The sequence below is a fragment of the Burkholderia sp. APQ4-4ca genome (genome assembly GCF_057837105.1).
This window is the reverse complement of record NZ_JBYQCG010000235.1, coordinates 9676-29686: the sequence shown is the minus strand read 5'-3', so window position 1 is coordinate 29686 and position 20011 is coordinate 9676. Positions and strand designations below refer to the sequence as shown.

Sequence of the window (20011 nt, the reverse complement as noted above, 5' to 3'; positions counted from 1 at the left end):
TGCGCACGCGCTCGCGCAGTTCAAGCGCGCGGGCGTCGAGCGCGTGCTGCTGATGCCGATGTATCCGCAATACTCGGCGTCGACCACGGCCACCGCGTTCGATGCCGCATTCGCCGCGCTCGCGCGCATGCGCAATCAGCCGGAAGTGCGCACGGTGCGGCACTACGCCGACCATCCGGCCTATATCCACGCGCTGGCCGAGCAGGTGCGCCAGTACTGGGCGCAGCACGGCCGGCCCGATTTCGCGGCCGGCGACAAACTCGTGCTGAGTTTCCACGGCGTGCCGAAGCGCACGCTCGATCTCGGCGACCCGTATCACGACCAGTGCCAGCAGACGGGCGCGTTGCTGACGGCCGCGCTCGGGCTGTCGGGCACCGAATGCCGCGTCACGTTCCAGTCGCGCTTCGGCAAGGCCGAATGGCTGCAGCCGTACACCGCGCCGACGCTGCGCGAATTCGGCGAGGCCGGCGTGCGGCGGGCCGACGTGTTCTGTCCTGGCTTCACGGCCGACTGCCTGGAGACGATCGAGGAAATCGGCATGGAAGTGCGCGATGAATTCCTCGCCGGCGGCGGCAAGACCTTCCACCGGATTCCGTGCCTGAATGGCGCGTCCGCGTGGATCGGCGCGCTCGGCGAGATCGTCGCGGAGAACCTGCAGGGCTGGCCGGTCAAGGCCGCGCAGCCTGAAACGGTAAGCTGAGATGAAACGATTTCCACGCTCGCTACGTCCGCTGTTCCCCAAGAGAGCGGTGAGCCGCCCACGGCCGGCTTTGCAAAGCCGGCCGGCTACGCAGGCGCGGAGCGATGCGCTGCGAATTCCCTGCTACGCCCTTGGGGCGGCCCGGCGGAGGCCGACATGAACTACAAGATTTCGACGGAGCCAGGTGCGAAGCTGCGTATCGACAAATGGCTGTGGGCGGCCCGGTTCTTCAAGACACGCTCGCTCGCGACCGATGCGGTCGACAAGGGGCACGTGAAGATCGGCGGCGCGGCGGTCAAGCCGGCGAAGGACGTGCGGGTGGGCGACGAGGTCGAGATTGCGATCGACGGCATCGTCTGGCACATTGCCGTGCTGGGCGTGTGCGACGTGCGCGGGCCCGCGAGCGTCGCGCAGACGCTTTATGCGGAAACGGAAGCAGGACGGGCCGCGCGGCTCGCCGAACTGGAGCGGCGCCGCACGTATCGCGAGCCGGCGGCCGCGTTGCACGGCCGGCCGACGAAACGCGACCGGCGCATCATCGACAGATTTTCTGGTGGGAGCTGAACATCTGGTCGAACGTCGCCCGCACGCTTCCGTATTCGGTCGTGCGATCGGTGACGGCTCCCGACAGGCAGATGGTGGTGGTGCCGGCAATGAGTACCAGCGCGACCACCGATATCGCAAAGGTCAGTTTCACGGTACTCCCCTCGAGAACAAGGGTGAAAACGGCGGCAGGTGGATGTCGGGCGACGGTCGGCTAAGGGTAAACACGCTTTCCGAGGCCTGAATGGAGTGTAGTGCAGCCGGCCTGTGCGGAGCTAGTACTTGGCGGGTAAGCGTTGTTACAGGCCGTTTCGCCCGATCGGGCGGACTATGCGACGCCTGCACCCGGAAACGCTCGGTTGTTTCGCGGCATTGGCGAATGCCGGCGAAAGACCCTCTTGAAATCGCAGTTTTCGCCCTTATTTGCACCAGTAATGTGCGGTGCCGCCGGGTATACGTCCGGCGGTCGCCGATTTGGCTTCAACCTCTAATCGACTTTCAGCGACATGGAAAACACGCAAGAGAATCCGGCTACCCAATCGGGCGAAGACATCGGCAGCGAGAAGCAGGCGGCGCAAGGCGCCGCACCCGCCGCCGAAGCTGCCGACGCGGCGCTCGCGGAGGCTCAAGCCAAGGTCGCCGAGCTCCAGGAAAGCTTCCTGCGGGCGAAGGCCGAAACCGAGAACGTGCGCCGCCGCGCGCAGGACGACGTGTCGAAGGCGCACAAGTTCGCGATCGAGAGCTTCGCGGAACACCTGCTGCCGGTGCTGGACAGCCTGGAAGCGGCCGTCGGCGATACCTCCGGCGACATCGCGAAGGTGCGCGAAGGCGTCGAGCTGACGCTGCGCCAGCTGACGAGCGCGCTCGAGAAGGGCCGCGTCGTCGCGATCAACCCGGTCGGCGAGAAGTTCGATCCGCATCAGCACCAGGCCATTTCGATGGTGCCGGCCGAGCAGGAGCCGAACACCGTCGTCACGGTGCTGCAAAAGGGCTACATGATCGCCGACCGCGTGCTGCGCCCGGCGCTCGTCACCGTCGCGCAGCCGAAGTAAGGCAGCGGAGATGGTGCCCGCCGGCGTCGATCCGGCCGCGTTCGACGCGTTCGACATGCAGGCGCTCGACGCCGGCACGTTCGACGCGGCCATCGACGGCGCGGGCGACGCGCTGGCGGTGGTGTTCTTCTGGGGCATCGACTGCTTCAACTGCGAGATCGCGAAGAAGGCGATGCTTGTCCAGCCGGACGCGATCCGCGCGCTGGATTTGAAGTGGTTCCATTGCAACGTGTACGAACACCCTCAACTGGGGCGCCGCTTCGGGCTGCACGGCGTGCCGACGTGGTTCTTCTTCCACCGCGGCAAGCGGCTGGGCCGCGCGACCGGCTGGCATGGCCTCGCGCAGTTCCAGGCCGCCGTCGCGGCGGCACGCGCGAAGATCGTGTCGGGCGGCGATCCGTCGAGTGCGATCCGCTAGCCGGCGGCGATTGAAAAAATTTAATATCCGCATCGCTCGTCGGGTCTTGAAAACGGATCGGACGGACGCATTTCGGGAACAGAGTTGAATTCTGGCGTGCGAAACCGCCCAAAAACGCGGGGTTTCGTGCAGCAAACAAGCATTTCTGGAGATTAGGAAAAAATGGGAAAGATCATCGGTATTGACCTTGGCACCACGAACTCGTGCGTCGCCATCATGGAAGGCAACCAGGTCAAGGTCATCGAGAATTCGGAAGGCACGCGCACCACGCCGTCGATCATCGCGTACATGGACGACAACGAAGTGCTCGTCGGCGCGCCGGCCAAGCGCCAGTCGGTGACCAACCCGAAGAACACGCTGTTCGCGGTGAAGCGCCTGATCGGCCGCCGCTTCGAAGAGAAGGAAGTCCAGAAGGACATCGGCCTGATGCCGTACTCGATCATCAAGGCCGACAACGGCGATGCATGGGTCGAGGCGCACGGCGAAAAGCTCGCGCCGCCGCAAGTGTCGGCCGAAGTGCTGCGCAAGATGAAGAAGACGGCCGAAGACTACCTCGGCGAGCCGGTCACGGAAGCCGTGATCACGGTGCCGGCGTACTTCAACGACAGCCAGCGCCAGGCGACCAAGGACGCCGGCCGCATCGCGGGCCTCGAAGTCAAGCGGATCATCAACGAGCCGACGGCGGCCGCGCTCGCGTTCGGTCTCGACAAGGTCGAGAAGGGCGACCGCAAGATCGCCGTGTACGACCTCGGCGGCGGCACGTTCGACGTGTCGATCATCGAGATCGCGGACGTCGACGGCGAAATGCAGTTCGAAGTGCTGTCGACCAACGGCGACACGTTCCTCGGCGGCGAAGACTTCGACCAGCGCATCATCGATTACATCATCGGCGAGTTCAAGAAGGAGCAGGGCGTCGACCTGTCGAAGGACGTGCTCGCGCTGCAGCGCCTGAAGGAAGCCGCCGAAAAGGCGAAGATCGAGCTGTCGTCGGGCCAGCAGACCGAAATCAACCTGCCGTACATCACGGCGGACGCCTCGGGCCCGAAGCACTTGAACCTGAAAATCACCCGCGCGAAGCTGGAAGCGCTGGTGGAAGACCTCGTCGAGCGCACGATCGAACCGTGCCGCATCGCGATCAAGGACGCAGGCGTCAAGGTGTCGGACATCGACGACGTGATCCTGGTCGGCGGCCAGACGCGCATGCCGAAGGTCATGGAGAAGGTGAAGGAGTTCTTCGGCAAGGATCCGCGCCGTGACGTGAACCCGGACGAAGCCGTCGCGGTCGGCGCGGCGATCCAGGGCCAGGTGCTGTCGGGCGACCGCAAGGACGTGCTGCTGCTCGACGTGACCCCGCTGTCGCTCGGTATCGAGACGCTCGGCGGCGTGATGACGAAGATGATCAACAAGAACACGACGATCCCGACGAAGCACGCTCAGGTGTACTCGACGGCCGACGACAACCAGGGCGCCGTGACGATCAAGGTGTTCCAGGGCGAACGCGAAATGGCGGCGGGCAACAAGCTGCTCGGCGAGTTCAACCTCGAAGGCATTCCGCCGGCACCGCGCGGCGTGCCGCAGATCGAAGTGACCTTCGACATCGACGCGAACGGCATCCTGCACGTCGGCGCGAAGGACAAGGCGACCGGCAAGGAAAACAAGATCACGATCAAGGCGAACTCGGGCCTGTCCGAGGCTGAAATCGACCAGATGATCAAGGACGCGGAAGCGAACGCAGCGGAAGACCACAAGCTGCGCGAGCTGGCCGATTCGCGCAACCAGGGCGATGCGCTGGTCCACAGCACGAAGAAGGCGCTGACCGAGTACGGCGACAAGCTGGACGCGGGCGAGAAGGAAGCGATCGAAGCGGCGCTGAAGTCGCTCGAGGACGCGCTGAAGGACACGTCGGCCGACAAGGCGGCGATCGACGCGAAGGTCGAGGAGCTCGGCAAGGTCTCGCAGAAGCTCGGCGAGAAGATGTACGCCGACATGCAGGCCCAGCAAGCGGGTGCGGCAGGCGCAGCCGGTGCGACGGAAGGCGCGGCCCATGCAGGTGGTGCGCAACAGGCTGCCGACGACGTCGTCGACGCCGAGTTCAAGGAAGTGAAGAAGGACTAAGCCGGGTAGCAATGGCACCGTACGCCGCGCGCGCAAAAACGCGCGCGGCGCGACCGACCAGCGGCTGAAAAGCGGTCTGTCTTTCCTTCCGGATGGCCGGATCGACTCCACGCCTGGCGGGCCTTGCGGCCCTCCGGGCACATTTGTTTTTTGGCGGGTGCTGCGCGAGCCGTCCGCGGACGGTGCAGCGCCAGACGAGTCGAGAGACTTTACTGCGGGCGAAAGGAGCCGCCGCGTGCGCGATGCGTGGCGGCACAGTGAATCGATATGGCGAAACGGGATTACTACGAGGTTCTGGGCGTCGCGAAGAATGCGAGCGACGACGAAATCAAGAAGGCATATCGCAAGCTTGCGATGAAGTATCACCCTGACCGCAATCCGGACAGCAAGGATGCGGAAGAGCATTTCAAGGAGGTGAAGGAAGCCTATGAAATGCTGTCGGATGGTCAGAAGCGGGCCGCGTACGACCAGTACGGGCACGCGGGCGTCGATCCGAACATGGGCGGTGCGGGTGCACAAGGCTTCGGCGGCTTCGCGGATGCGTTCGGCGACATCTTCGGCGACATCTTCGGTCAGGCCGCGGGCGGCGCCGCGCGCGGCGGCCGCGGCGGCCCGCAGGTGTACCGGGGCGCCGACCTGCGCTACAGCATGGAAATCACGCTCGAGCAGGCCGCGCACGGTTACGACACGCAGATCCGCGTGCCGAGCTGGGTGTCGTGCGACGTCTGCCACGGGTCGGGCGCGAAGCCCGGCACGAAGCCGGAAACCTGCCCGACCTGTCACGGCCAGGGCACGGTGCGGATGTCGCAAGGCTTCTTCAGCATCCAGCAGACCTGCCCGAAGTGCCATGGCACGGGCACCTACATCCCCGAGCCGTGCGCGCATTGCCACGGGTCGGGCAAGGTGAAGGAAACCAAGACGCTCGAAGTGAAGATCCCGGCCGGGATCGACGACGGGATGCGGATCCGCTCGGCCGGCAACGGCGAGCCGGGCATCAACGGCGGGCCGCCGGGCGACCTGTACGTCGAGATCCACATCAAGCCGCACGCGGTGTTCGAGCGCGACGGCGACGATCTCCACTGCCAGATGCCGATTCCGTTCACGACCGCCGCACTCGGCGGCGAGATCGAGGTGCCGACGCTGGCCGGCCGTGCGTCGTTCCCGGTGCCGGAAGGCACGCAGTCGGGCAAGACGTTCCGCTTGCGCGGCAAGGGCATCAAGGGGCTGCGTTCGAGCATCGCGGGCGATCTGTACGTGCACGTGCAGGTCGAGACGCCCGTGAAGCTGACCGACACCCAGCGCGACCTGCTCAAGCAGTTCGAGAAGTCGCTGGCCGAGGGCGGCGCGCGTCACAGCCCGCAGAGCAAGAGCTGGTTCGACCGTGTGAAGAGCTTCTTCGAGTAACGGCATGACTGAAGGCAACGAGAGCGCGTCGTTCGCGCTCTTGGACGATTGCGACTCGACCGCGTCCGCGCGGTCGAGTCGTGTGTATTCGGGCTTCGTGCGCGAACGCGTCTGCACGGACCCGGCGCAGCTCGACGCCATCGATGCGGCGGTGGCGCAGGATTTGCGCGACGGGCTGCATGCGGTGGTCGTCGGCGATTACGAATTCGGACGCAATCTGGAAAGAGCGCAGCCGGGCCATGCCCCGCTGCGCTTTTTGCTGTTCGCGCGCTGCGAGCCGCTGGCGCGCGACGACGTCGACGCGTGGCTCGCGCGGCAGGACGGCGCCGGCACGCCGTCGATCGCGGGTGTCGCACATGTCTCGAAGAGCGTGTCGCGCGATGCGTTCGACGCAGCGATCGCCGCGGTGCACGACGCGTTGCGCGTGGGCGATTCGTATCAGGTCAATTACACGTACCGGCTGAATTTTGACGTGTTCGGCACGCCGCTCGCGCTGTACCGGCGGCTGCGCGCGCGCCAGCCGGTGCGGTACGGCGCGCTGATCGCGCTGCCCGACGGCGCATGGGTCGTATCGTGCTCGCCCGAGCTGTTCGTCGAGAAGCACGGCGACGTGCTGCGCGCGCGGCCGATGAAGGGCACGGCGCCGCGTTCGGCCGATCCACGTGAAGACGCGGCGGCCGCCGCATTCCTCGCGAGTGATCCGAAGAATCGCGCGGAAAACGTGATGATCGTCGACCTGCTGCGCAACGACGTGTCGCGGATCGCGCGCACGGGCACCGTCGAGGTGCCGGCGCTGTTCTCGGTCGAGCCGTATGCGTCGGTGTGGCAGATGACGTCGACTATCGAGGCCGGCTGGCGCGACGGCACCACGTTCGCGCAGATGCTGCGCGCGCTGTTCCCTTGCGGGTCGATCACGGGCGCGCCGAAGTACAAGACGATGCAGTTGATCGACACGATCGAGTCGACGCCGCGCGGGCTCTATACGGGGGCGATCGGCTGGCTCGACGCGCTGACGAAGGGCGCGGACGATGCGCTGCACGGCGCGGCGGCCGGTTGCGGCGATTTCTGCCTGTCGGTGGCGATCCGGACGCTGACGCTCGATGCGGACGGCATCGGCAACGACACGGACAGACCGGGCACCGCCACCGCGGCAGCCGGCCGGCGACGCGGCACGATGGGCGTCGGCGCGGGCATCGTGCTCGACAGCGTCGCGGCCGACGAATATGCGGAGTGCGAATTGAAAGCGCGATTCCTGACGGACGCCGATCCCGGCTTCCAGTTGTTCGAAACGACGGCCGCCACGCGGGCGGACGGCATCCGCCATCTCGAACGCCATCTCGCGCGGCTGCAACGCAGCGCGGACGCGTTCGGCTTCCGTTTCGACGCTGACGCGCTACGCCGCGAGATCCACGCCCGCTGCGCGGCGCTCGGCGGCGGCGGCGCGTACCGGATGAAGCTTGCGCTCGCGAAGGACGGTACGATCGAGATCGTCGCGGCGCCGCTCAAGCCGCTGCCGGCGGGGCCGGTCGGTGTGCTGCTGGCTTCCGCGCACGGCTTCGCGCCGACTCGAGCCGACGATGCACTGCTGCTGCACAAGACCACGCGCCGCGCCGAATACGACCGCGCGTGGCAGGCGGCGGAGGCGCTCGGCGGATTCGACATGCTGTTCGTCAACGAGCGCGGCGAGGTGACGGAAGGCGGGCGCTCGAACCTGTTCGTGAAGCTCGACGGCCAGTGGGTGACGCCACCGCTGGCGTGCGGCGTGTTGCCGGGCGTGATGCGCGGCGTGCTGCTCGACGATCCGGCATTCGGGGCAGTGGAGCGCGTCGTCACGCTTGGCGATCTGGCACGCGCGCAAGCGCTGTTGCTGACCAATGCATTGCGTGGGGCGCTCGATGCGGTGCTGAAGTGACGATGTGATGGAGCGGGCGCCGTATGCTTGCTCCAGTGTCACGAACTCGGTGATCCAAGCAGCGCACAAACGAAAAAGCGCGGCGCCCTGTAAAGGGCGTCGCGCTTTTTTACATCCAGCCGGCGACGTCAGAACGAGTGTTCCGGGCCCGGAAACGACCGATTCTTCACCGCGCTCACATACGCTTCGACGGCCGCCTGAATGGTCGGCTGTCCGTGCATGAAATCCTTCACGAAGCGCGGCCGCTTGCCGGGAAAAACGCCGAGCATGTCGTGCAGCACGAGCACCTGCCCCGAGCAGTCGACGCCGGCGCCGATGCCGATCGTCGGAATCTTCAGCATGTGCGTGACTTCGGCCGCGACGAGCGTCGGCACCGCTTCGAGCACGACGAGCTGCGCACCGGCGTCCTCGATCGCGCGCGCGTCGCGCAGCAGTTGCGCGGCGCCGGCCTCGGTCTTGCCCTGCACCTTGAAGCCGCCGAACGCATGCACCGACTGCGGCGTGAGGCCGAGGTGCGCGCACACGGGCACCGAGCGTTCGACGAGGAACCGGATCGTATCGGCGAGCCATTCGCCGCCTTCGAGCTTGACCATCTGCGCGCCCGCGCGCATCAGCTTGACCGCGTTCGCGAACGCGTCGACCGGCGTGCCGTACGTGCCGAACGGCAGATCGGCGACGACGAGCGCGCGCGGCTGCGCCCGGGCGACACACGCGGTGTGGTACGCGATGTCGTCGATCGACACGGGCAGCGTGGTCGTGTGGCCCTGCAGCACGTTGCCGAGCGAATCGCCGATCAGCAGCACGTCGGTGCCCGCGCGATCGAGCAGCGCGGAAAAGCTCGCGTCGTAGCACGTGAGCATCGCGATCTTCTCGCCGGCGTCGCGCATTGCCTGCAGCTTGGGTACCGTCACGGCAGGCCGGCTCGATTCCTGGAGATAGGTCATGGGAAATCCGGGTCGATGGGTGAGGAACGACAGGCGAGGACGCGTCAACGCGTCGTCTCGCCCTTGACGAAGAATTCCTTGCGGCCGCGCATCGTCTCGATGCGCTCGACCAGCAGGGCGAGATCGTCGGGGGAATCCAGCGGGTTCAGGTGTTCGGCCGCGACCGTCAGCACCGGCGTGCGGTCGTAGTGGTAGAAGAATTCGTTGTACGCGTCGACGAGCGAGCGCAGGTACGCATCGCTGATCTGCAGCTCCATCGGCGTCCCGCGCTTCTGGATGCGCGAGAACAGCACTTCGGGGCTGGCCTGCAGGTACACGACGAGATCGGGCGACGGCGCCTGCGGCACGTCGACGTGCGTGGCGACCGAGCGGTACAGCTGCCACTCGTCTTCCGGCAGGTTCAGCCGCGCGAAGATGTCGTTCTTCTGCGGCATGAAATCGGCGATGACGGGGCGGCCCGTGTCGAGCGCGCCGATCAGCTCCCGCGCCTGCTGCGCGCGCTGCAGCGCGAACGACAGCTGCACGGGCAGCGCGTAGCGCGCGGTGTCGCGATAGAAGCGTTCGAGGAACGGGTTGTCCTGGGGGCGCTCGAGCAGCGTCTGCATCGACCAGCGCTCGCCGAGCAGGCGCGCGAGCGTCGTCTTGCCGACGCCGATCGGGCCTTCGATCACGAGATAGCGGTGCGGGGCGCGCAGGTCGGGCGCGGTGACGGTCAGCGGAGTCGAGTTCATCGGCAGCGGGTCTTGTCGGCGTCTTCGCCGGCAGCGAGCGCCTTTTGCATCGGGCACTGGCAGGTTTGCACCTTTTCGACGCGCTGATCCGCGACGGCGGCGAGAAAGGCGTCGGCTCGGCCGCGCGCGGGGATGTCGAGCGCCGGCTCGATCTCGACGAGCGGCACGAGCGCGAAGGCGCGGTCGGTGAGGCGCGGGTGCGGGACGATCAGGTCGGGTTCGTCGATCGAATCGGCGCCGAACAGCAGGATGTCGAGGTCGAGCGTGCGCGGCGCATTGCGATACGGGCGCTCGCGGCCGAAGTGATGTTCGATCTTCTGGCAGAGCGCGAGCAGCTCGCGGGCCGACAGCGTCGTGTCGAGCTTGACGACGCAGTTGTAGTAGTCGTCGCCGCCCGCTTCGAACGGCGCCGTGCGATACAGGCTCGATTTGCCGAGGATCGAGATGGTGCGCTGCTGCGCGAGGCACACCACCGCGTCCTTCAGGGTCTGGCGCGCATCGCCGAGATTCGCCCCCAGTCCGATATATGCAACCGTCATGGCATCACTTCCTACGTCGTTCGCCGGCGCGCGCGTCAGTCGTCGGAACCGCTCGCGGTATCGCCCGCGGTATCCGGCGCCTGCTCGGCGGCGCCTTCGCCCTGCTGGCGGTTTCGCGCCCCGCCGCGGCGGCGCCGCTTGCGGGGCGATTTTTCCTTCGAGCCGCCCTGCGTCAGCAAGGCCTCGCGAGCGGCCGCGTCGCCTTCGATGAAATCCGTCCACCACTGTCCGACTTCCGTATCGAGCTCGCCGGATTCGCAGCGTAACAGGAGGAAATCATACCCCGCTCTAAACCTTTGGTGTTCCAGCAGCCGCATCGCGCTGCGGCCCGAGCGTTTCTCCAGGCGCAGCTGCAGGCCCCAGATCTCGCGCATGTCGGCCGAGTAGCGCTTGTGGATCGCGAGTTTCTCGGTTTGCATGTCGAGCACGTCGTCCATCGCGCGATGGAGCGCCGGCACCGGGATTTCGCCCGCGGCCGTGTATTGCTCGAAGCGCTGGCGCATGTCGTGCCACAGCAGCGTCGCGAACAGGAAGCCCGGCGACACCGGCTTGCCGGCACGCACGCGCGCGTCGGTGTTGTTCAGCGCGAGCGTGATGAACTTCTCGCCCTGCGGCTGTTCGAGCACGACGTCGAGCAGCGGCAGCAGCCCGTGGTGCAGCCCTTCCCTGCGCAGCCGCTGCAGGCATGCGAGCGCGTGCCCCGACAGCAGCAGTTTCAGCATTTCGTCGAACAGGCGCGCGGCCGGCACGTTGTTGATCAGGTCGGCGAGCGCGTGGATCGGTTCGCGCGTATGCGGCTCGATCTCGAAGCCGAGCTTCGCCGCGAAACGCACGACGCGCAGCATCCGCACCGGATCCTCGCGGAAGCGGGTGGCCGGATCGCCGATCATCCGCAACAGGCGGGCGCGTACGTCGGCCATCCCGTCGTGATAGTCGAGCACCGTCTGCGTCGACGGGTCGTAGTACATCGCATTGATCGTGAAGTCGCGGCGTGCGGCGTCCTCGTGCTGCTCGCCCCACACGTTGTCGCGCAGCACGCGGCCGCTCGCGTCGACCGCGTGCGTGCGGCGATCGAGTTCGTCGCGCTTCAGGCGCCGCGGCGGCTCGGCCGTGGCCGCGGCGGCCTCGGGCGGCGCGTCGACCAGCGCGCGGAACGTCGACACCTCGATCAGTTCCTGGCCGAACTGCACGTGGACGATCTGGAAGCGGCGGCCGATCAGGCGCGCGCGGCGGAACAGGCGCTGCACCTCGGTCGGCGTGGCGTCGGTCGCGACGTCGAAGTCCTTCGGAGCGATGCCGAGCAGCAGGTCGCGCACCGCGCCGCCGACGATGAATGCACGAAAACCCGCCTGCTGCAGCGTGTCGGTCACGCGCACCGCGTTCTTCGAGATCAGCGCCGGGTTGATGCCGTGCACGCTGGCCGGCACGACGGTCGGCTCATGGTTGCTGCGCGGTTTCTTCGCGCCGCCGCCTCGGGCGCCCTTCGGGGCGCGCGGGGCAGCAGGGGCCGCTTCGTCGGCCGGGGCCGCTGCGGAAGGCGTTTGCTCGGTTTCGTCCTGGCCGAGCAGCTTTCGAATGAATTTTTTGATCACGACGTTCAGAAGAGATCGAGGATACGCCAGCCGCGGGTGCTTGCATGCGCACGCAGCGTGTCGTCAGGGTTGGTCGCGATCGGGTCGGTGACTTTCTCGAGCAGCGGGATGTCGTTGTGCGAGTCGCTGTAGAAGTAGCTGTGCGCGAAGTTGTCCCAGTGCTTGCCGAGCGATGCGAGCCACGCTTCGGTGCGCACGATCTTGCCTTCGCGATAGCTCGGCGTGCCGGTCGGCCGGCCCGTGTACGGCGAATCGGGATGCCCGTCGGTCGTTTCGACCTCGCACGCGATCAGCGTGTCGACGCCGAACGCGGTCGCGATCGGGCGCGTGATGAATTCGTTGGTCGCCGTCACGACGCAGCACAGGTCGCCGGCATCGAGGTGCTGGCGCACGAGTTCGAGCGCGGCGGGCGTCATCGCGGGGCGGATCACCTCGTGCATGTACTGCTCGTGCCACTCGGCGAGCTGCGCGCGCGAATACTTCGCGAGCGGCGTGAGCATCGCCGTCAGGTACGCGTGGATGTCGAGCCGGCCGGCCTTGTAGTCGGCGAAGAACTGGTCGTTCTGACGCGAAAAGCTTTCCGCGTCGACGATGCCGAGCTTCACCATGAAGCGGCCCCATTCGTGGTCGCTATCGGTCGGGATCAGCGTGTGATCGAGGTCAAAGAGTGCCAGATTAGTCATGGAAGCGCATTTTACTCGAAGCGGTTCGGGCCCGTGCCCGGTGGTGTGATGTCGTCGCCGGGGCGCGCAAGCATCCGGCGCAGCAGCGGCAGCGTGACCGCGCGTTTCTGCTCGAGCGAGAAGCGGTCGAGCGCGTCGAGCAACGCCATCAGGCTCGGCATGTCGCGGCGGAAATGGGTCAGCAGGTACGCGGCGATGTCGTCGGTGAGCGCGATGCCGCGCTCCTTCGCCGCGAGCTTGAGCACCGCGATCTTGCCGGCGTCGGACGGCGGCGACAGGTGGAACACGAGCCCCCAGCCGAGGCGCGTGCGCAGATCCTCGCGCACGTCGAGCGCGAGCGGCGCCGCCGGGCCCGCCGCGACGAACGCGCTCGACGGGTGCGCGCGCACTTCGTTGAACAGGTTGAACAGCGCGACCTGCTGCGTGTCGCTCATCCGGTCGCAGTCGTCGATCGCGTAGATGCCGATGCGCGGGTCGAACGTGAACGCGCCGAGCGGGCTCTGCGGCGTCAGGTAGCGCGCATAGCCGTACGACGCGTCGCTCACGAGCGCCTGCAGCAGGTGGGTGCGGCCGCTGCCCGGCTCGCCCCAGATGTAGAACGACCGGTCCGGCACGGGGCCGGCCGCGAGCGCGAGATCGAGCTTCTGCAGGCGCGTGACGAGCTCGTCGTTCTCGTCGCTCATGATGAAGTTGTCGAACGTGGCGGGCGGCGGCGTGCCGAGATCGAGCGTCAGTTGACGGGACACAGCAGTCACAATGCGGATCGGTTGAAAAAACGCGTGCCGTACGCCGGGCACGCGTGGGGGAAGGCGCCTCGGCTGGCTTCACGCGCGACCGTACGCACGGCGGCGCGGCGCGGGTTTCGGCGCGCCTCGCCCGGCGATGAAAACGGGGACGTGTTGACCAAGATGCAATCCCTGACGATTCGGTGCTGGGAATTCCGGCCAACGGGCCGGCTTCGGGTAAAATCGCATTTTACCGACCTTCTCGCATTCCCCCATGAATCCTCCGAAATCCGCTCCCGACGCTCAGGGTCTGTCCTATCGCGACGCAGGTGTCGACATCGACGCAGGCGACGCGCTCATCGACAAGATCAAGCCTTTTGCGAAGAAAACCCTGCGCGACGGCGTGCTCGGCGGCATCGGCGGGTTCGGCGCGCTGTTCGAAGTGCCGAAGAAGTACAAGGAGCCCGTGCTCGTGTCCGGTACCGACGGCGTGGGCACCAAGCTCAAGCTGGCCTTTCATCTGAACAAACACGACACCGTCGGCCAGGATCTCGTCGCGATGAGCGTGAACGACATCCTCGTGCAGGGCGCCGAGCCGCTGTTCTTCCTCGACTACTTCGCCTGCGGCAAGCTCGACGTCGACACGGCCGCCACCGTCGTCAAGGGCATCGCGCAGGGCTGCGAACTGTCGGGCTGCGCGCTGATCGGCGGCGAAACGGCCGAAATGCCGGGCATGTACCCGGACGGCGAATACGACCTGGCCGGCTTCGCGGTCGGCGCGGTCGAGAAGAGCAAGATCATCGACGGCGGCACGATCGCCGAAGGCGACGTCGTGCTGGGCCTCGCATCGAGCGGCATCCACTCGAACGGCTTCTCGCTCGTGCGCAAGATCATCGAGCGCGCGAATCCCGATCTGTCGGCCGATTTCCACGGCCGCTCGCTGGCCGACGCGCTGATGGCGCCCACGCGCATCTACGTGAAGCCGCTGCTCGCGCTGATGCAGAAGCTGTCGGTGAAGGGCATGGCGCACATCACCGGTGGCGGCCTCGTCGAGAACATCCCGCGCGTGCTGCGCGAAGGCCTCACCGCCGAGCTCGACCAGCACGCATGGCCGCTGCCGCCGCTGTTCAAGTGGCTGCAGGAGCACGGCGGCGTCGCCGACGCGGAAATGCACCGCGTGTTCAACTGTGGGATCGGGATGGCCGTGATCGTCTCGGCGGCCGATGCCGACGCAGCGATCGCCGACTTGACCGCCGCCGGCGAACAGGTGTGGAAGATCGGCACCGTGCGTGCGACCCGCGAAGGCGAGGCGCAGACGGTCGTGGTCTGACGCGTCGCAAGCAGATGCAGCAGGAAAAGCCGCCCGGAGTCGATCCGGGCGGCTTTTTTTTCGGGCGGTGCGCCGCGGTCCGGCAAGTGGGCGACGGGCAGTACGCGTTCGTCGGCGACGCTTCCGCCAGCCTGCCGCCGACGCTGGAGATCCGCCGGTAATCAGTCCGGCGTGCGCCCGTCGAGCACCCGTTCGAGCGCGTCAAGGGCGCGGGCCGTCGAATCCGGCGCGATGCAATCGACGACGATCCGCTCCGGCATCGCGCGCAGCCACGTGATCTGGCGCTTGCAGAGCTGGCGTGTCGCGAAAATGCCCTTGTCGCGCATCGTCCGGTAGTCGGTGTCGCCGTCGAGGAATTCCCATGCCTGCCGGTAGCCGACGCAACGCATCGACGGCAGGTCGGGATGGAGATCGTCGCGGCGCCGCAGCCGTTCGACTTCGTCGATGAAGCCTGCGTCGAGCATCGCGTCGAAGCGCCGCGCGATCCGTGCGTGCAGCACCGCGCGGTCCGACGGCTCGAGCGCGACCGGCACGAAGCGGTACGCGGCGGCGGCATCGTCCGTGCGGCGCGGCGCGGCGAGCAGCGCCGACATCGGCTGCCCGCTCAGCATGAAGACTTCGAGCGCCCGCTGAATCCGCTGAGAATCGTTCGGCGCGAGCCGCGCGGCCGTGTCGGGATCGACCTGCGCGAGCCGCGCGTGCAGCGCCGGCCAGCCGTCGCGCGCGGCGTCGGCGTCGAGTGCCGCGCGGATCTCCGGATCGGCGCCCGGCAGGTCGTTGAGCCCTTGCGTCAGCGCCTTGTAGTACAGCATCGTGCCGCCCGCGAGCAGCGGCGTGCGGCCGCGCGCGACGATCTCGCCGATCAGCCGCAGCGTGTCCGCGCGGAATTCCGCGGCCGAATACGCGTCGGCCGGGTCGATGATGTCGATCAGGTGATGCGGCACGCTCGCGCGCTCGTCGCGCGACGGTTTCGCGGTGCCGATATCCATGTCGCGGTAGACGAGCGCCGAATCGACGCTGACGATCTCGATCGGGCGGCGCGCGGCGAGCGCCAGCGCCGCGGCGGTCTTCCCCGAAGCGGTGGGGCCGAGCAGGCAGGCGATCGTCATCGGGCGGGACGGCGAAGCAGCGCTCATTGGCCGCGCATGAAGAGACGGTCGAGATCGTTCAGCGTGAGCTGATACCAGGTCGGCCGGCCGTGATTGCACTGGTCCGCGCGCTCGGTCGCCTCCATCTGGCGCAGCAGCGCGTTCATCTCGTCGAGCGTCAGGCGCCGGTTCGCACGCACCGCGTGATGGCACGCGAGCGTGCCGAGCAGTTCGTGCTGGCGCTCGGTGAGCACGCGCGAGCCGCCGAACGCGTGCAGGTCGGCGAGCACCGCGCGCGCGAGCGACTGCAGGTCGGCGTCCTTCAGCAGCGCCGGCACCGCGCGGATCGCGAGCGTGGTCGGCGACAGCACCGCGAGGTCGAAGCCGAGCGATTCGAGCGTGTCGCGCTCTTCCTCGACCGTGCCGATCTCGACCGGCGTGGCCGTCATCGAGATCGGCAGCAGCAGCGACTGCACGGCGACCGTACGGTCGGCGAGCGCGTTCTTGAACTGCTCGTACAGGATCCGCTCGTGCGCCGCGTGCATGTCGACGATCACGAGGCCGTACGCGTTCTGTGCCAGCACGTAGATCCCGTGGATCTGGCCGAGCGCGAAGCCGAGCGGCTGCTCGTCGTGCGTGCCGGCGGCGAGCGGCGACGCAGCGAAGCCCGGCAGCGGCGCGGCCGGTGCGTCGGTCGAATCGGCCGCATCGCGGGCGATGAGTGTCGTGCCGTCCGGCGTGCCCGCGCCGCTGTCCTTGCGGCCGAACAGCGCGTCGTAGAGCGCGAGCGGCTGCGCGACGGGCAGCGTGCCTTGCGTCATTCGCGCCTGACGCATCCAGGTGTTGCCGGACGACGAAGACGACGACGGCGACGAGAAGCCGCTGCCGCCGATTCCACCGCCGCCGATTCCACCGCCGCCGCCTGTCGCATGGCCCTGGCTTTGGCCGAGCGGCGTATCGAGGAACGATGCCGGCCCGCGCGGCGCGGGCTCGATATGCGCGGCATGGCCCCCCGCCGTGGTTTCCGGCGATGCGCCCGCATGGCGCGCGAGCGCCCGCTGGACCGCGTGGAACACGTACTGGTGGATCGAGCGCGAATCGCGGAACCGCACTTCGATCTTCGACGGATGCACGTTCACGTCGACGGCTTCGGGCGGCAGGTCGAGGAACAGCACGTACGACGGGTAGCGGTCGCCGTGCAGCACATCCTCGTACGCCGCGCGCACCGCGTGCGTCAGCAGCTTGTCGCGCACGAAACGGCCGTTCACGAAGAAATACTGCTGGTCGGCGCGCCCGCGGCTCGCGGTCGGCAGGCCGGCGCAGCCGTACACGGCGAGCGGGCCGGCCTGCTCGTCGAGCGGCAGGTGCGCGGTCGCGAAGCCGTCGCCGAGGATCTTCGCGACGCGCTGCGCCGGCTCGGTCGCGTTCCAGTGCTCGACGGCCTTGCCGTTGTGCAGCACCGAGATCGCGACGTCCGGCCGCGCGAGCGCGGCGCGGCGGATCATTTCGAGGCAGTGGCCGAATTCGGTCTGCTCGCTCTTCAGGAACTTGCGTCGCGCGGGCGTGTTGAAGTACAGCTCGCGCACCTCGATCGTCGTGCCGATCGAGCCGGCGGCGGGCGACAGCACGCCCGTCTGCGCATCGATCTTCATCGCATGCGCGGCATCGGCCGTCCGGCTCGTGATCGACATCTCGGCGACCGATGCGATCGACGCGAGCGCTTCGCCGCGAAAACCCAGCGTCGCGACCGCCTCGAGCTCCTCGAGCGAGCGGATCTTGCTGGTCGCGTGGCGCATCAGCGCGAGCGCCAGTTCGTCCGGCGGAATCCCGCAGCCGTCGTCGGTGATCGAGATGCGCTTGACGCCGCCTTCTTCCAGCACGATGCGCAGCGTCGTCGCGCCGGCGTCCATCGCGTTCTCGAGCAACTCCTTGACGACCGACGCCGGGCGTTCGACGACCTCGCCGGCGGCGATCTGGCTGATCAGCTGGTCGGGCAGGGGCTGGATCGCGCGCAGGGGGCGCGCGGCGGGGGCGGGCGCGGCGCCCGCGGCCGTTTCGGTGATATCGGACATGGCCGAATTATAGCGAGGCCGCGAACGCGTGCCGGGGCGGCCGGCGGTTACGTTTTTTCACGGAGCCTTAAGGTAGTTTCGGTATCATCACTGCGTTGCGCGCGCCAGCCTTGGCTGGCGGCCGCCTCGGCCATGTCTGGCCTGTTCCGGCCGTTCCGGCCCCATCGCCTTCGAGGAATCGCATTTGGATACGCTGCTGCATTTCGTCAACCTTGTCCTGCATATCGACGCTTTCCTCGGCGATTTCATCCGGCAGTACGGTGCGTGGGTCTATCTCGTGCTGTTCCTGATCGTGTTCTGCGAGACGGGCCTCGTCGTGTTCCCGTTCCTGCCCGGCGATTCGCTGCTGTTCATCGGCGGCGCGTTCGCGGCGACGGGCGAAATGAACGTCGGCCTGCTGATCGTGCTGCTGCTCGTCGCGGCGATTTCCGGCAACACCGTGAACTACCTGATCGGCCGCTGGGTCGGCCCGAAGGTGTTCAATACGCATATCCCGGTGCTCGAGCGGTTCCTCGATCGCGCCGCGCTGCAGAAGACCCACTCGTTCTACGACAAGCACGGCGGCAAGACGATCGTGCTCGCGCGCTTCATTCCGGTCGTGCGCACGTTCGCGCCGTTCGTCGCGGGGGCGTCGTCGATGAGCGTCGCGCGCTTCCAGTTGTTCAACGTGATCGGCGCGCTGGTGTGGGTGCTGCTGCTCGTGCTGCTCGGCTATTTCTTCGGCAACATCCCGTTCATCCGCCAGTACCTGAACGTGATCGTGCTGGTCGGGATCGGCGCGGCGATCGTGCCGGTCGCGCTCGGCGCGGTGTGGAAGCTCGTGCGCGGGCGGCGCTCGGACGAGGCGCCGAAGGCGGGCGGGCGCTGACGCGATGCGACGGGTTTCGACGCAATAGAAAAGCGTGGCGAGTGCCACGCTTTTTTTCGTCCGTGCGGTTCGGCCGCGGCTTTCGTCACGCGTTGCGATGCGAGACCGGCGTTTCGGGCGTCGGATAGCCGGCTTCGCGGAACGTATCGAGAATCACGCGGTTGGTGTCGCAATACACCTGCCAGTAGTTCTCCGGCTGGGTCGACGGGCGCACGAACAGCAGCGGGCCTTCCGGCGTGAACTGCAGCACGCCGACGTCCGGCGCCGGTACTTTCAGCACGTTCGGCACCAGCTGGATCTGCGTTTTCAGGCGGTTGATCGCATCGGCGGCGTCGACGCTGTTCGCGATCTTCGCGGTGAGGTCGACGCGGCGGTGCGGCGTCGCGCTGTAGTTCGCGATGTTGTCCGAGAAGATCTTGTTGTTGCCGACGATCGTCACGATGTTGTCGGCGGTGACGATCGTCGTGCCGAACAGGCCGAGCTCTTTCACGGTGCCCGTGACGCCGCCCGCGCTGATCACGTCGCCGATCTTGAACGGGCGCAGCACCTGCATGAACACGCCGGCGGCGAAATGCGCGAGCAGGCCGCCCCAGGCGGTGCCGATCGCGAGGCCGAGGCCGGCGAGCAGTGCGGCGAACGAGGTCGTCTGTACGCCGAAGATCTGCAGGATCGCGAGGATCAGCAGGATCGTGAGCAGCACGCCGACGACGGAGGTCAGGTAGTCGGTGAGCGTCGGATCGACCTTGCCGCTGCGGCGAACGACCTTGCCGAGCAGGCGCGTACCGATGCGGATCGCCCAGCGGCCGACGAACCACAACACGATCGCGGCGAGGAGGTTGAGGCCGAAGTCGAGGCCGCGAGTCATCAGGAATTGCTGGGCGGTGGCGAGATCGATCATGCGTTCTCCGAAGTCGAGGGTAAAAGGGCGGCGCATGCACCGGGATGGGAGGCGCTTTTATAACCTGACCTTTGAGCGCCGGGCAACCGGGCTGACATTGGTTGACGTAATGAAAAGCGGGCAGGACGTGGGTGCGCCGCGCCGGGCGGAATGGGAGGTCGACCGGTTTTCGGTCAGATCGCGTCGCGGTGGCCGACGATGGCCCGGTTCGCGCGGTGACGGAGGTTCACGACGGACGGCGACGTGCGTCAACCGTTCAACGGCAATTTCTGCATGATCGCGTGCACGCATTCCAGCGGACCTGCTTCGCCCGTGCGCACGTGCACGTCGGGCGATACCGGTTTTTCATAGGTCGATTCGATGCCGGTGAACTGCCGAAGGGTCCCTTGCCTTGCCC

Annotated in this window: 21 protein-coding genes; 10 read left to right on the top strand and 11 right to left on the bottom strand. The window is 67.3% G+C overall.

Annotated elements, in window-relative coordinates; translation table 11 throughout:
• Both hemH and AC3IFE_RS29970 read left to right on the top strand, forming a co-directional pair.
• Positions 1 to 700, top strand: a 700-nt coding sequence (gene hemH, locus AC3IFE_RS29975) for a ferrochelatase (RefSeq protein ID WP_489193835.1), incomplete at its 5' end; no start/stop codon positions are given.
• A 156-nt stretch (positions 701 to 856) separates the two neighbouring features.
• On the top strand, positions 857 to 1264 hold the full coding sequence (locus AC3IFE_RS29970; RefSeq protein ID WP_489193833.1) for an RNA-binding S4 domain-containing protein: 408 nt from the start codon (positions 857 to 859) through the stop codon (positions 1262 to 1264).
• On the opposite strand, the gene AC3IFE_RS29965 is transcribed toward AC3IFE_RS29970, so the two are convergent.
• The gene (locus AC3IFE_RS29965; RefSeq protein WP_179233369.1) at positions 1236 to 1397 is read right to left on the bottom strand and encodes a hypothetical protein; all 162 of its coding nucleotides are present in this window, start codon (positions 1395 to 1397) and stop codon (positions 1236 to 1238) included. The two genes, AC3IFE_RS29970 and AC3IFE_RS29965, sit on opposite strands and share 29 nt — an antisense overlap.
• 352 nt (positions 1398 to 1749) lie before the next feature.
• Between AC3IFE_RS29965 and grpE the strand changes: the two genes are divergently transcribed.
• The 5 genes from grpE to AC3IFE_RS29940 all read left to right on the top strand — a co-directional run bounded on the left by grpE (position 1750) and on the right by AC3IFE_RS29940 (position 8144).
• Positions 1750 to 2295: a nucleotide exchange factor GrpE gene (gene grpE, locus AC3IFE_RS29960; RefSeq protein WP_489193831.1), complete on the top strand. Its 546-nt coding sequence runs from the start codon at positions 1750 to 1752 to the stop codon at positions 2293 to 2295.
• Between the two features lie 10 nt (positions 2296 to 2305).
• Entirely contained in the window at positions 2306 to 2713 is a 408-nt protein-coding gene (locus AC3IFE_RS29955) for a thioredoxin family protein (RefSeq protein ID WP_489193830.1), read from the top strand.
• 162 nt (positions 2714 to 2875) lie between these two features.
• The gene (gene dnaK / locus AC3IFE_RS29950; protein ID WP_089466735.1) at positions 2876 to 4828 is read left to right on the top strand and encodes a molecular chaperone DnaK; all 1953 of its coding nucleotides are present in this window, start codon (positions 2876 to 2878) and stop codon (positions 4826 to 4828) included.
• Between the two features lie 267 nt (positions 4829 to 5095).
• Positions 5096 to 6232: a molecular chaperone DnaJ gene (dnaJ, locus tag AC3IFE_RS29945; protein WP_089466736.1), complete on the top strand. Its 1137-nt coding sequence runs from the start codon at positions 5096 to 5098 to the stop codon at positions 6230 to 6232.
• A gap of 4 nt (positions 6233 to 6236) precedes the next feature.
• Positions 6237 to 8144: a chorismate-binding protein gene (locus AC3IFE_RS29940; protein ID WP_489193827.1), complete on the top strand. Its 1908-nt coding sequence runs from the start codon at positions 6237 to 6239 to the stop codon at positions 8142 to 8144.
• Between the two features lie 128 nt (positions 8145 to 8272).
• Here the strand turns inward: AC3IFE_RS29940 and panB are convergent, their stop codons facing one another.
• The 6 genes from panB to hda are packed head-to-tail and all read right to left on the bottom strand — an operon-like array spanning position 8273 to position 13379.
• Positions 8273 to 9088 (bottom strand): 3-methyl-2-oxobutanoate hydroxymethyltransferase, encoded by an 816-nt coding sequence (panB, locus tag AC3IFE_RS29935; protein ID WP_489193825.1) that lies wholly within the window; start codon positions 9086 to 9088, stop codon positions 8273 to 8275.
• A gap of 44 nt (positions 9089 to 9132) precedes the next feature.
• The gene (locus tag AC3IFE_RS29930; RefSeq protein WP_089466739.1) at positions 9133 to 9819 is read right to left on the bottom strand and encodes a deoxynucleoside kinase; all 687 of its coding nucleotides are present in this window, start codon (positions 9817 to 9819) and stop codon (positions 9133 to 9135) included.
• On the bottom strand, positions 9816 to 10358 hold the full coding sequence (gene folK / locus AC3IFE_RS29925) for a 2-amino-4-hydroxy-6-hydroxymethyldihydropteridine diphosphokinase (RefSeq protein WP_034187173.1): 543 nt from the start codon (positions 10356 to 10358) through the stop codon (positions 9816 to 9818). The genes AC3IFE_RS29930 and folK overlap by 4 nt, the downstream gene beginning before the upstream one ends.
• 35 nt (positions 10359 to 10393) lie before the next feature.
• Positions 10394 to 11950 carry a polynucleotide adenylyltransferase PcnB gene (pcnB, locus tag AC3IFE_RS29920; RefSeq protein ID WP_489193822.1) on the bottom strand — a complete coding sequence of 519 codons (1557 nt, stop codon included), beginning with the start codon at positions 11948 to 11950 and terminating at the stop codon, positions 10394 to 10396.
• A 5-nt stretch (positions 11951 to 11955) separates the two neighbouring features.
• Positions 11956 to 12633 carry a histidinol-phosphatase gene (locus AC3IFE_RS29915; protein WP_489193820.1) on the bottom strand — a complete coding sequence of 226 codons (678 nt, stop codon included), beginning with the start codon at positions 12631 to 12633 and terminating at the stop codon, positions 11956 to 11958.
• Positions 12634 to 12644: 11 nt separating this feature from the next.
• Positions 12645 to 13379, bottom strand: a complete 735-nt coding sequence (gene hda / locus AC3IFE_RS29910; protein ID WP_012327945.1) for a DnaA regulatory inactivator Hda — start codon at positions 13377 to 13379, stop codon at positions 12645 to 12647.
• Between the two features lie 253 nt (positions 13380 to 13632).
• Between hda and purM the strand changes: the two genes are divergently transcribed.
• Both purM and AC3IFE_RS29900 read left to right on the top strand, forming a co-directional pair.
• Positions 13633 to 14688 carry a phosphoribosylformylglycinamidine cyclo-ligase gene (gene purM / locus AC3IFE_RS29905; RefSeq protein ID WP_089466742.1) on the top strand — a complete coding sequence of 352 codons (1056 nt, stop codon included), beginning with the start codon at positions 13633 to 13635 and terminating at the stop codon, positions 14686 to 14688.
• Between the two features lie 14 nt (positions 14689 to 14702).
• Complete coding sequence (locus AC3IFE_RS29900; protein ID WP_489193817.1) at positions 14703 to 14849, top strand: hypothetical protein; 147 nt, start codon at positions 14703 to 14705, stop codon at positions 14847 to 14849.
• Here the strand turns inward: AC3IFE_RS29900 and miaA are convergent, their stop codons facing one another.
• Positions 14850 to 15824, bottom strand: coding sequence for a tRNA (adenosine(37)-N6)-dimethylallyltransferase MiaA (gene miaA / locus AC3IFE_RS29895; RefSeq protein ID WP_089466743.1), 975 nt, complete (start codon positions 15822 to 15824; stop codon positions 14850 to 14852).
• The gene (mutL, locus tag AC3IFE_RS29890) at positions 15821 to 17848 is read right to left on the bottom strand and encodes a DNA mismatch repair endonuclease MutL (protein WP_089466744.1); all 2028 of its coding nucleotides are present in this window, start codon (positions 17846 to 17848) and stop codon (positions 15821 to 15823) included. The genes miaA and mutL overlap by 4 nt, the downstream gene beginning before the upstream one ends.
• 184 nt (positions 17849 to 18032) lie before the next feature.
• Between mutL and AC3IFE_RS29885 the strand changes: the two genes are divergently transcribed.
• Entirely contained in the window at positions 18033 to 18716 is a 684-nt protein-coding gene (locus AC3IFE_RS29885; RefSeq protein WP_089466745.1) for a DedA family protein, read from the top strand.
• A gap of 85 nt (positions 18717 to 18801) precedes the next feature.
• On the opposite strand, the gene AC3IFE_RS29880 is transcribed toward AC3IFE_RS29885, so the two are convergent.
• On the bottom strand, positions 18802 to 19614 hold the full coding sequence (locus tag AC3IFE_RS29880) for a mechanosensitive ion channel family protein (protein ID WP_089466746.1): 813 nt from the start codon (positions 19612 to 19614) through the stop codon (positions 18802 to 18804).
• Positions 19615 to 19862: 248 nt separating this feature from the next.
• Positions 19863 to 20011, bottom strand: a 149-nt coding sequence (locus AC3IFE_RS29875; RefSeq protein ID WP_489193925.1) for an adenylyl-sulfate kinase, incomplete at its 5' end; no start/stop codon positions are given.

Coding starts and splice junctions, on each gene's coding strand:
- AC3IFE_RS29970 (WP_489193833.1), top strand. CDS start 857: ATGAACTACAAGATTTCGACGGAGCCAGGTGCGAAGCTGCGTATCGAC.
- grpE (WP_489193831.1), top strand. CDS start 1,750: ATGGAAAACACGCAAGAGAATCCGGCTACCCAATCGGGCGAAGACATC.
- AC3IFE_RS29955 (WP_489193830.1), top strand. CDS start 2,306: ATGGTGCCCGCCGGCGTCGATCCGGCCGCGTTCGACGCGTTCGACATG.
- dnaK (WP_089466735.1), top strand. CDS start 2,876: ATGGGAAAGATCATCGGTATTGACCTTGGCACCACGAACTCGTGCGTC.
- dnaJ (WP_089466736.1), top strand. CDS start 5,096: ATGGCGAAACGGGATTACTACGAGGTTCTGGGCGTCGCGAAGAATGCG.
- AC3IFE_RS29940 (WP_489193827.1), top strand. CDS start 6,237: ATGACTGAAGGCAACGAGAGCGCGTCGTTCGCGCTCTTGGACGATTGC.
- panB (WP_489193825.1), bottom strand. CDS start 9,088: ATGACCTATCTCCAGGAATCGAGCCGGCCTGCCGTGACGGTACCCAAG.
- AC3IFE_RS29930 (WP_089466739.1), bottom strand. CDS start 9,819: ATGAACTCGACTCCGCTGACCGTCACCGCGCCCGACCTGCGCGCCCCG.
- folK (WP_034187173.1), bottom strand. CDS start 10,358: ATGACGGTTGCATATATCGGACTGGGGGCGAATCTCGGCGATGCGCGC.
- AC3IFE_RS29915 (WP_489193820.1), bottom strand. CDS start 12,633: ATGACTAATCTGGCACTCTTTGACCTCGATCACACGCTGATCCCGACC.
- purM (WP_089466742.1), top strand. CDS start 13,633: ATGAATCCTCCGAAATCCGCTCCCGACGCTCAGGGTCTGTCCTATCGC.
- AC3IFE_RS29900 (WP_489193817.1), top strand. CDS start 14,703: ATGCAGCAGGAAAAGCCGCCCGGAGTCGATCCGGGCGGCTTTTTTTTC.
- miaA (WP_089466743.1), bottom strand. CDS start 15,824: ATGAGCGCTGCTTCGCCGTCCCGCCCGATGACGATCGCCTGCCTGCTC.
- mutL (WP_089466744.1), bottom strand. CDS start 17,848: ATGTCCGATATCACCGAAACGGCCGCGGGCGCCGCGCCCGCCCCCGCC.
- AC3IFE_RS29880 (WP_089466746.1), bottom strand. CDS start 19,614: ATGATCGATCTCGCCACCGCCCAGCAATTCCTGATGACTCGCGGCCTC.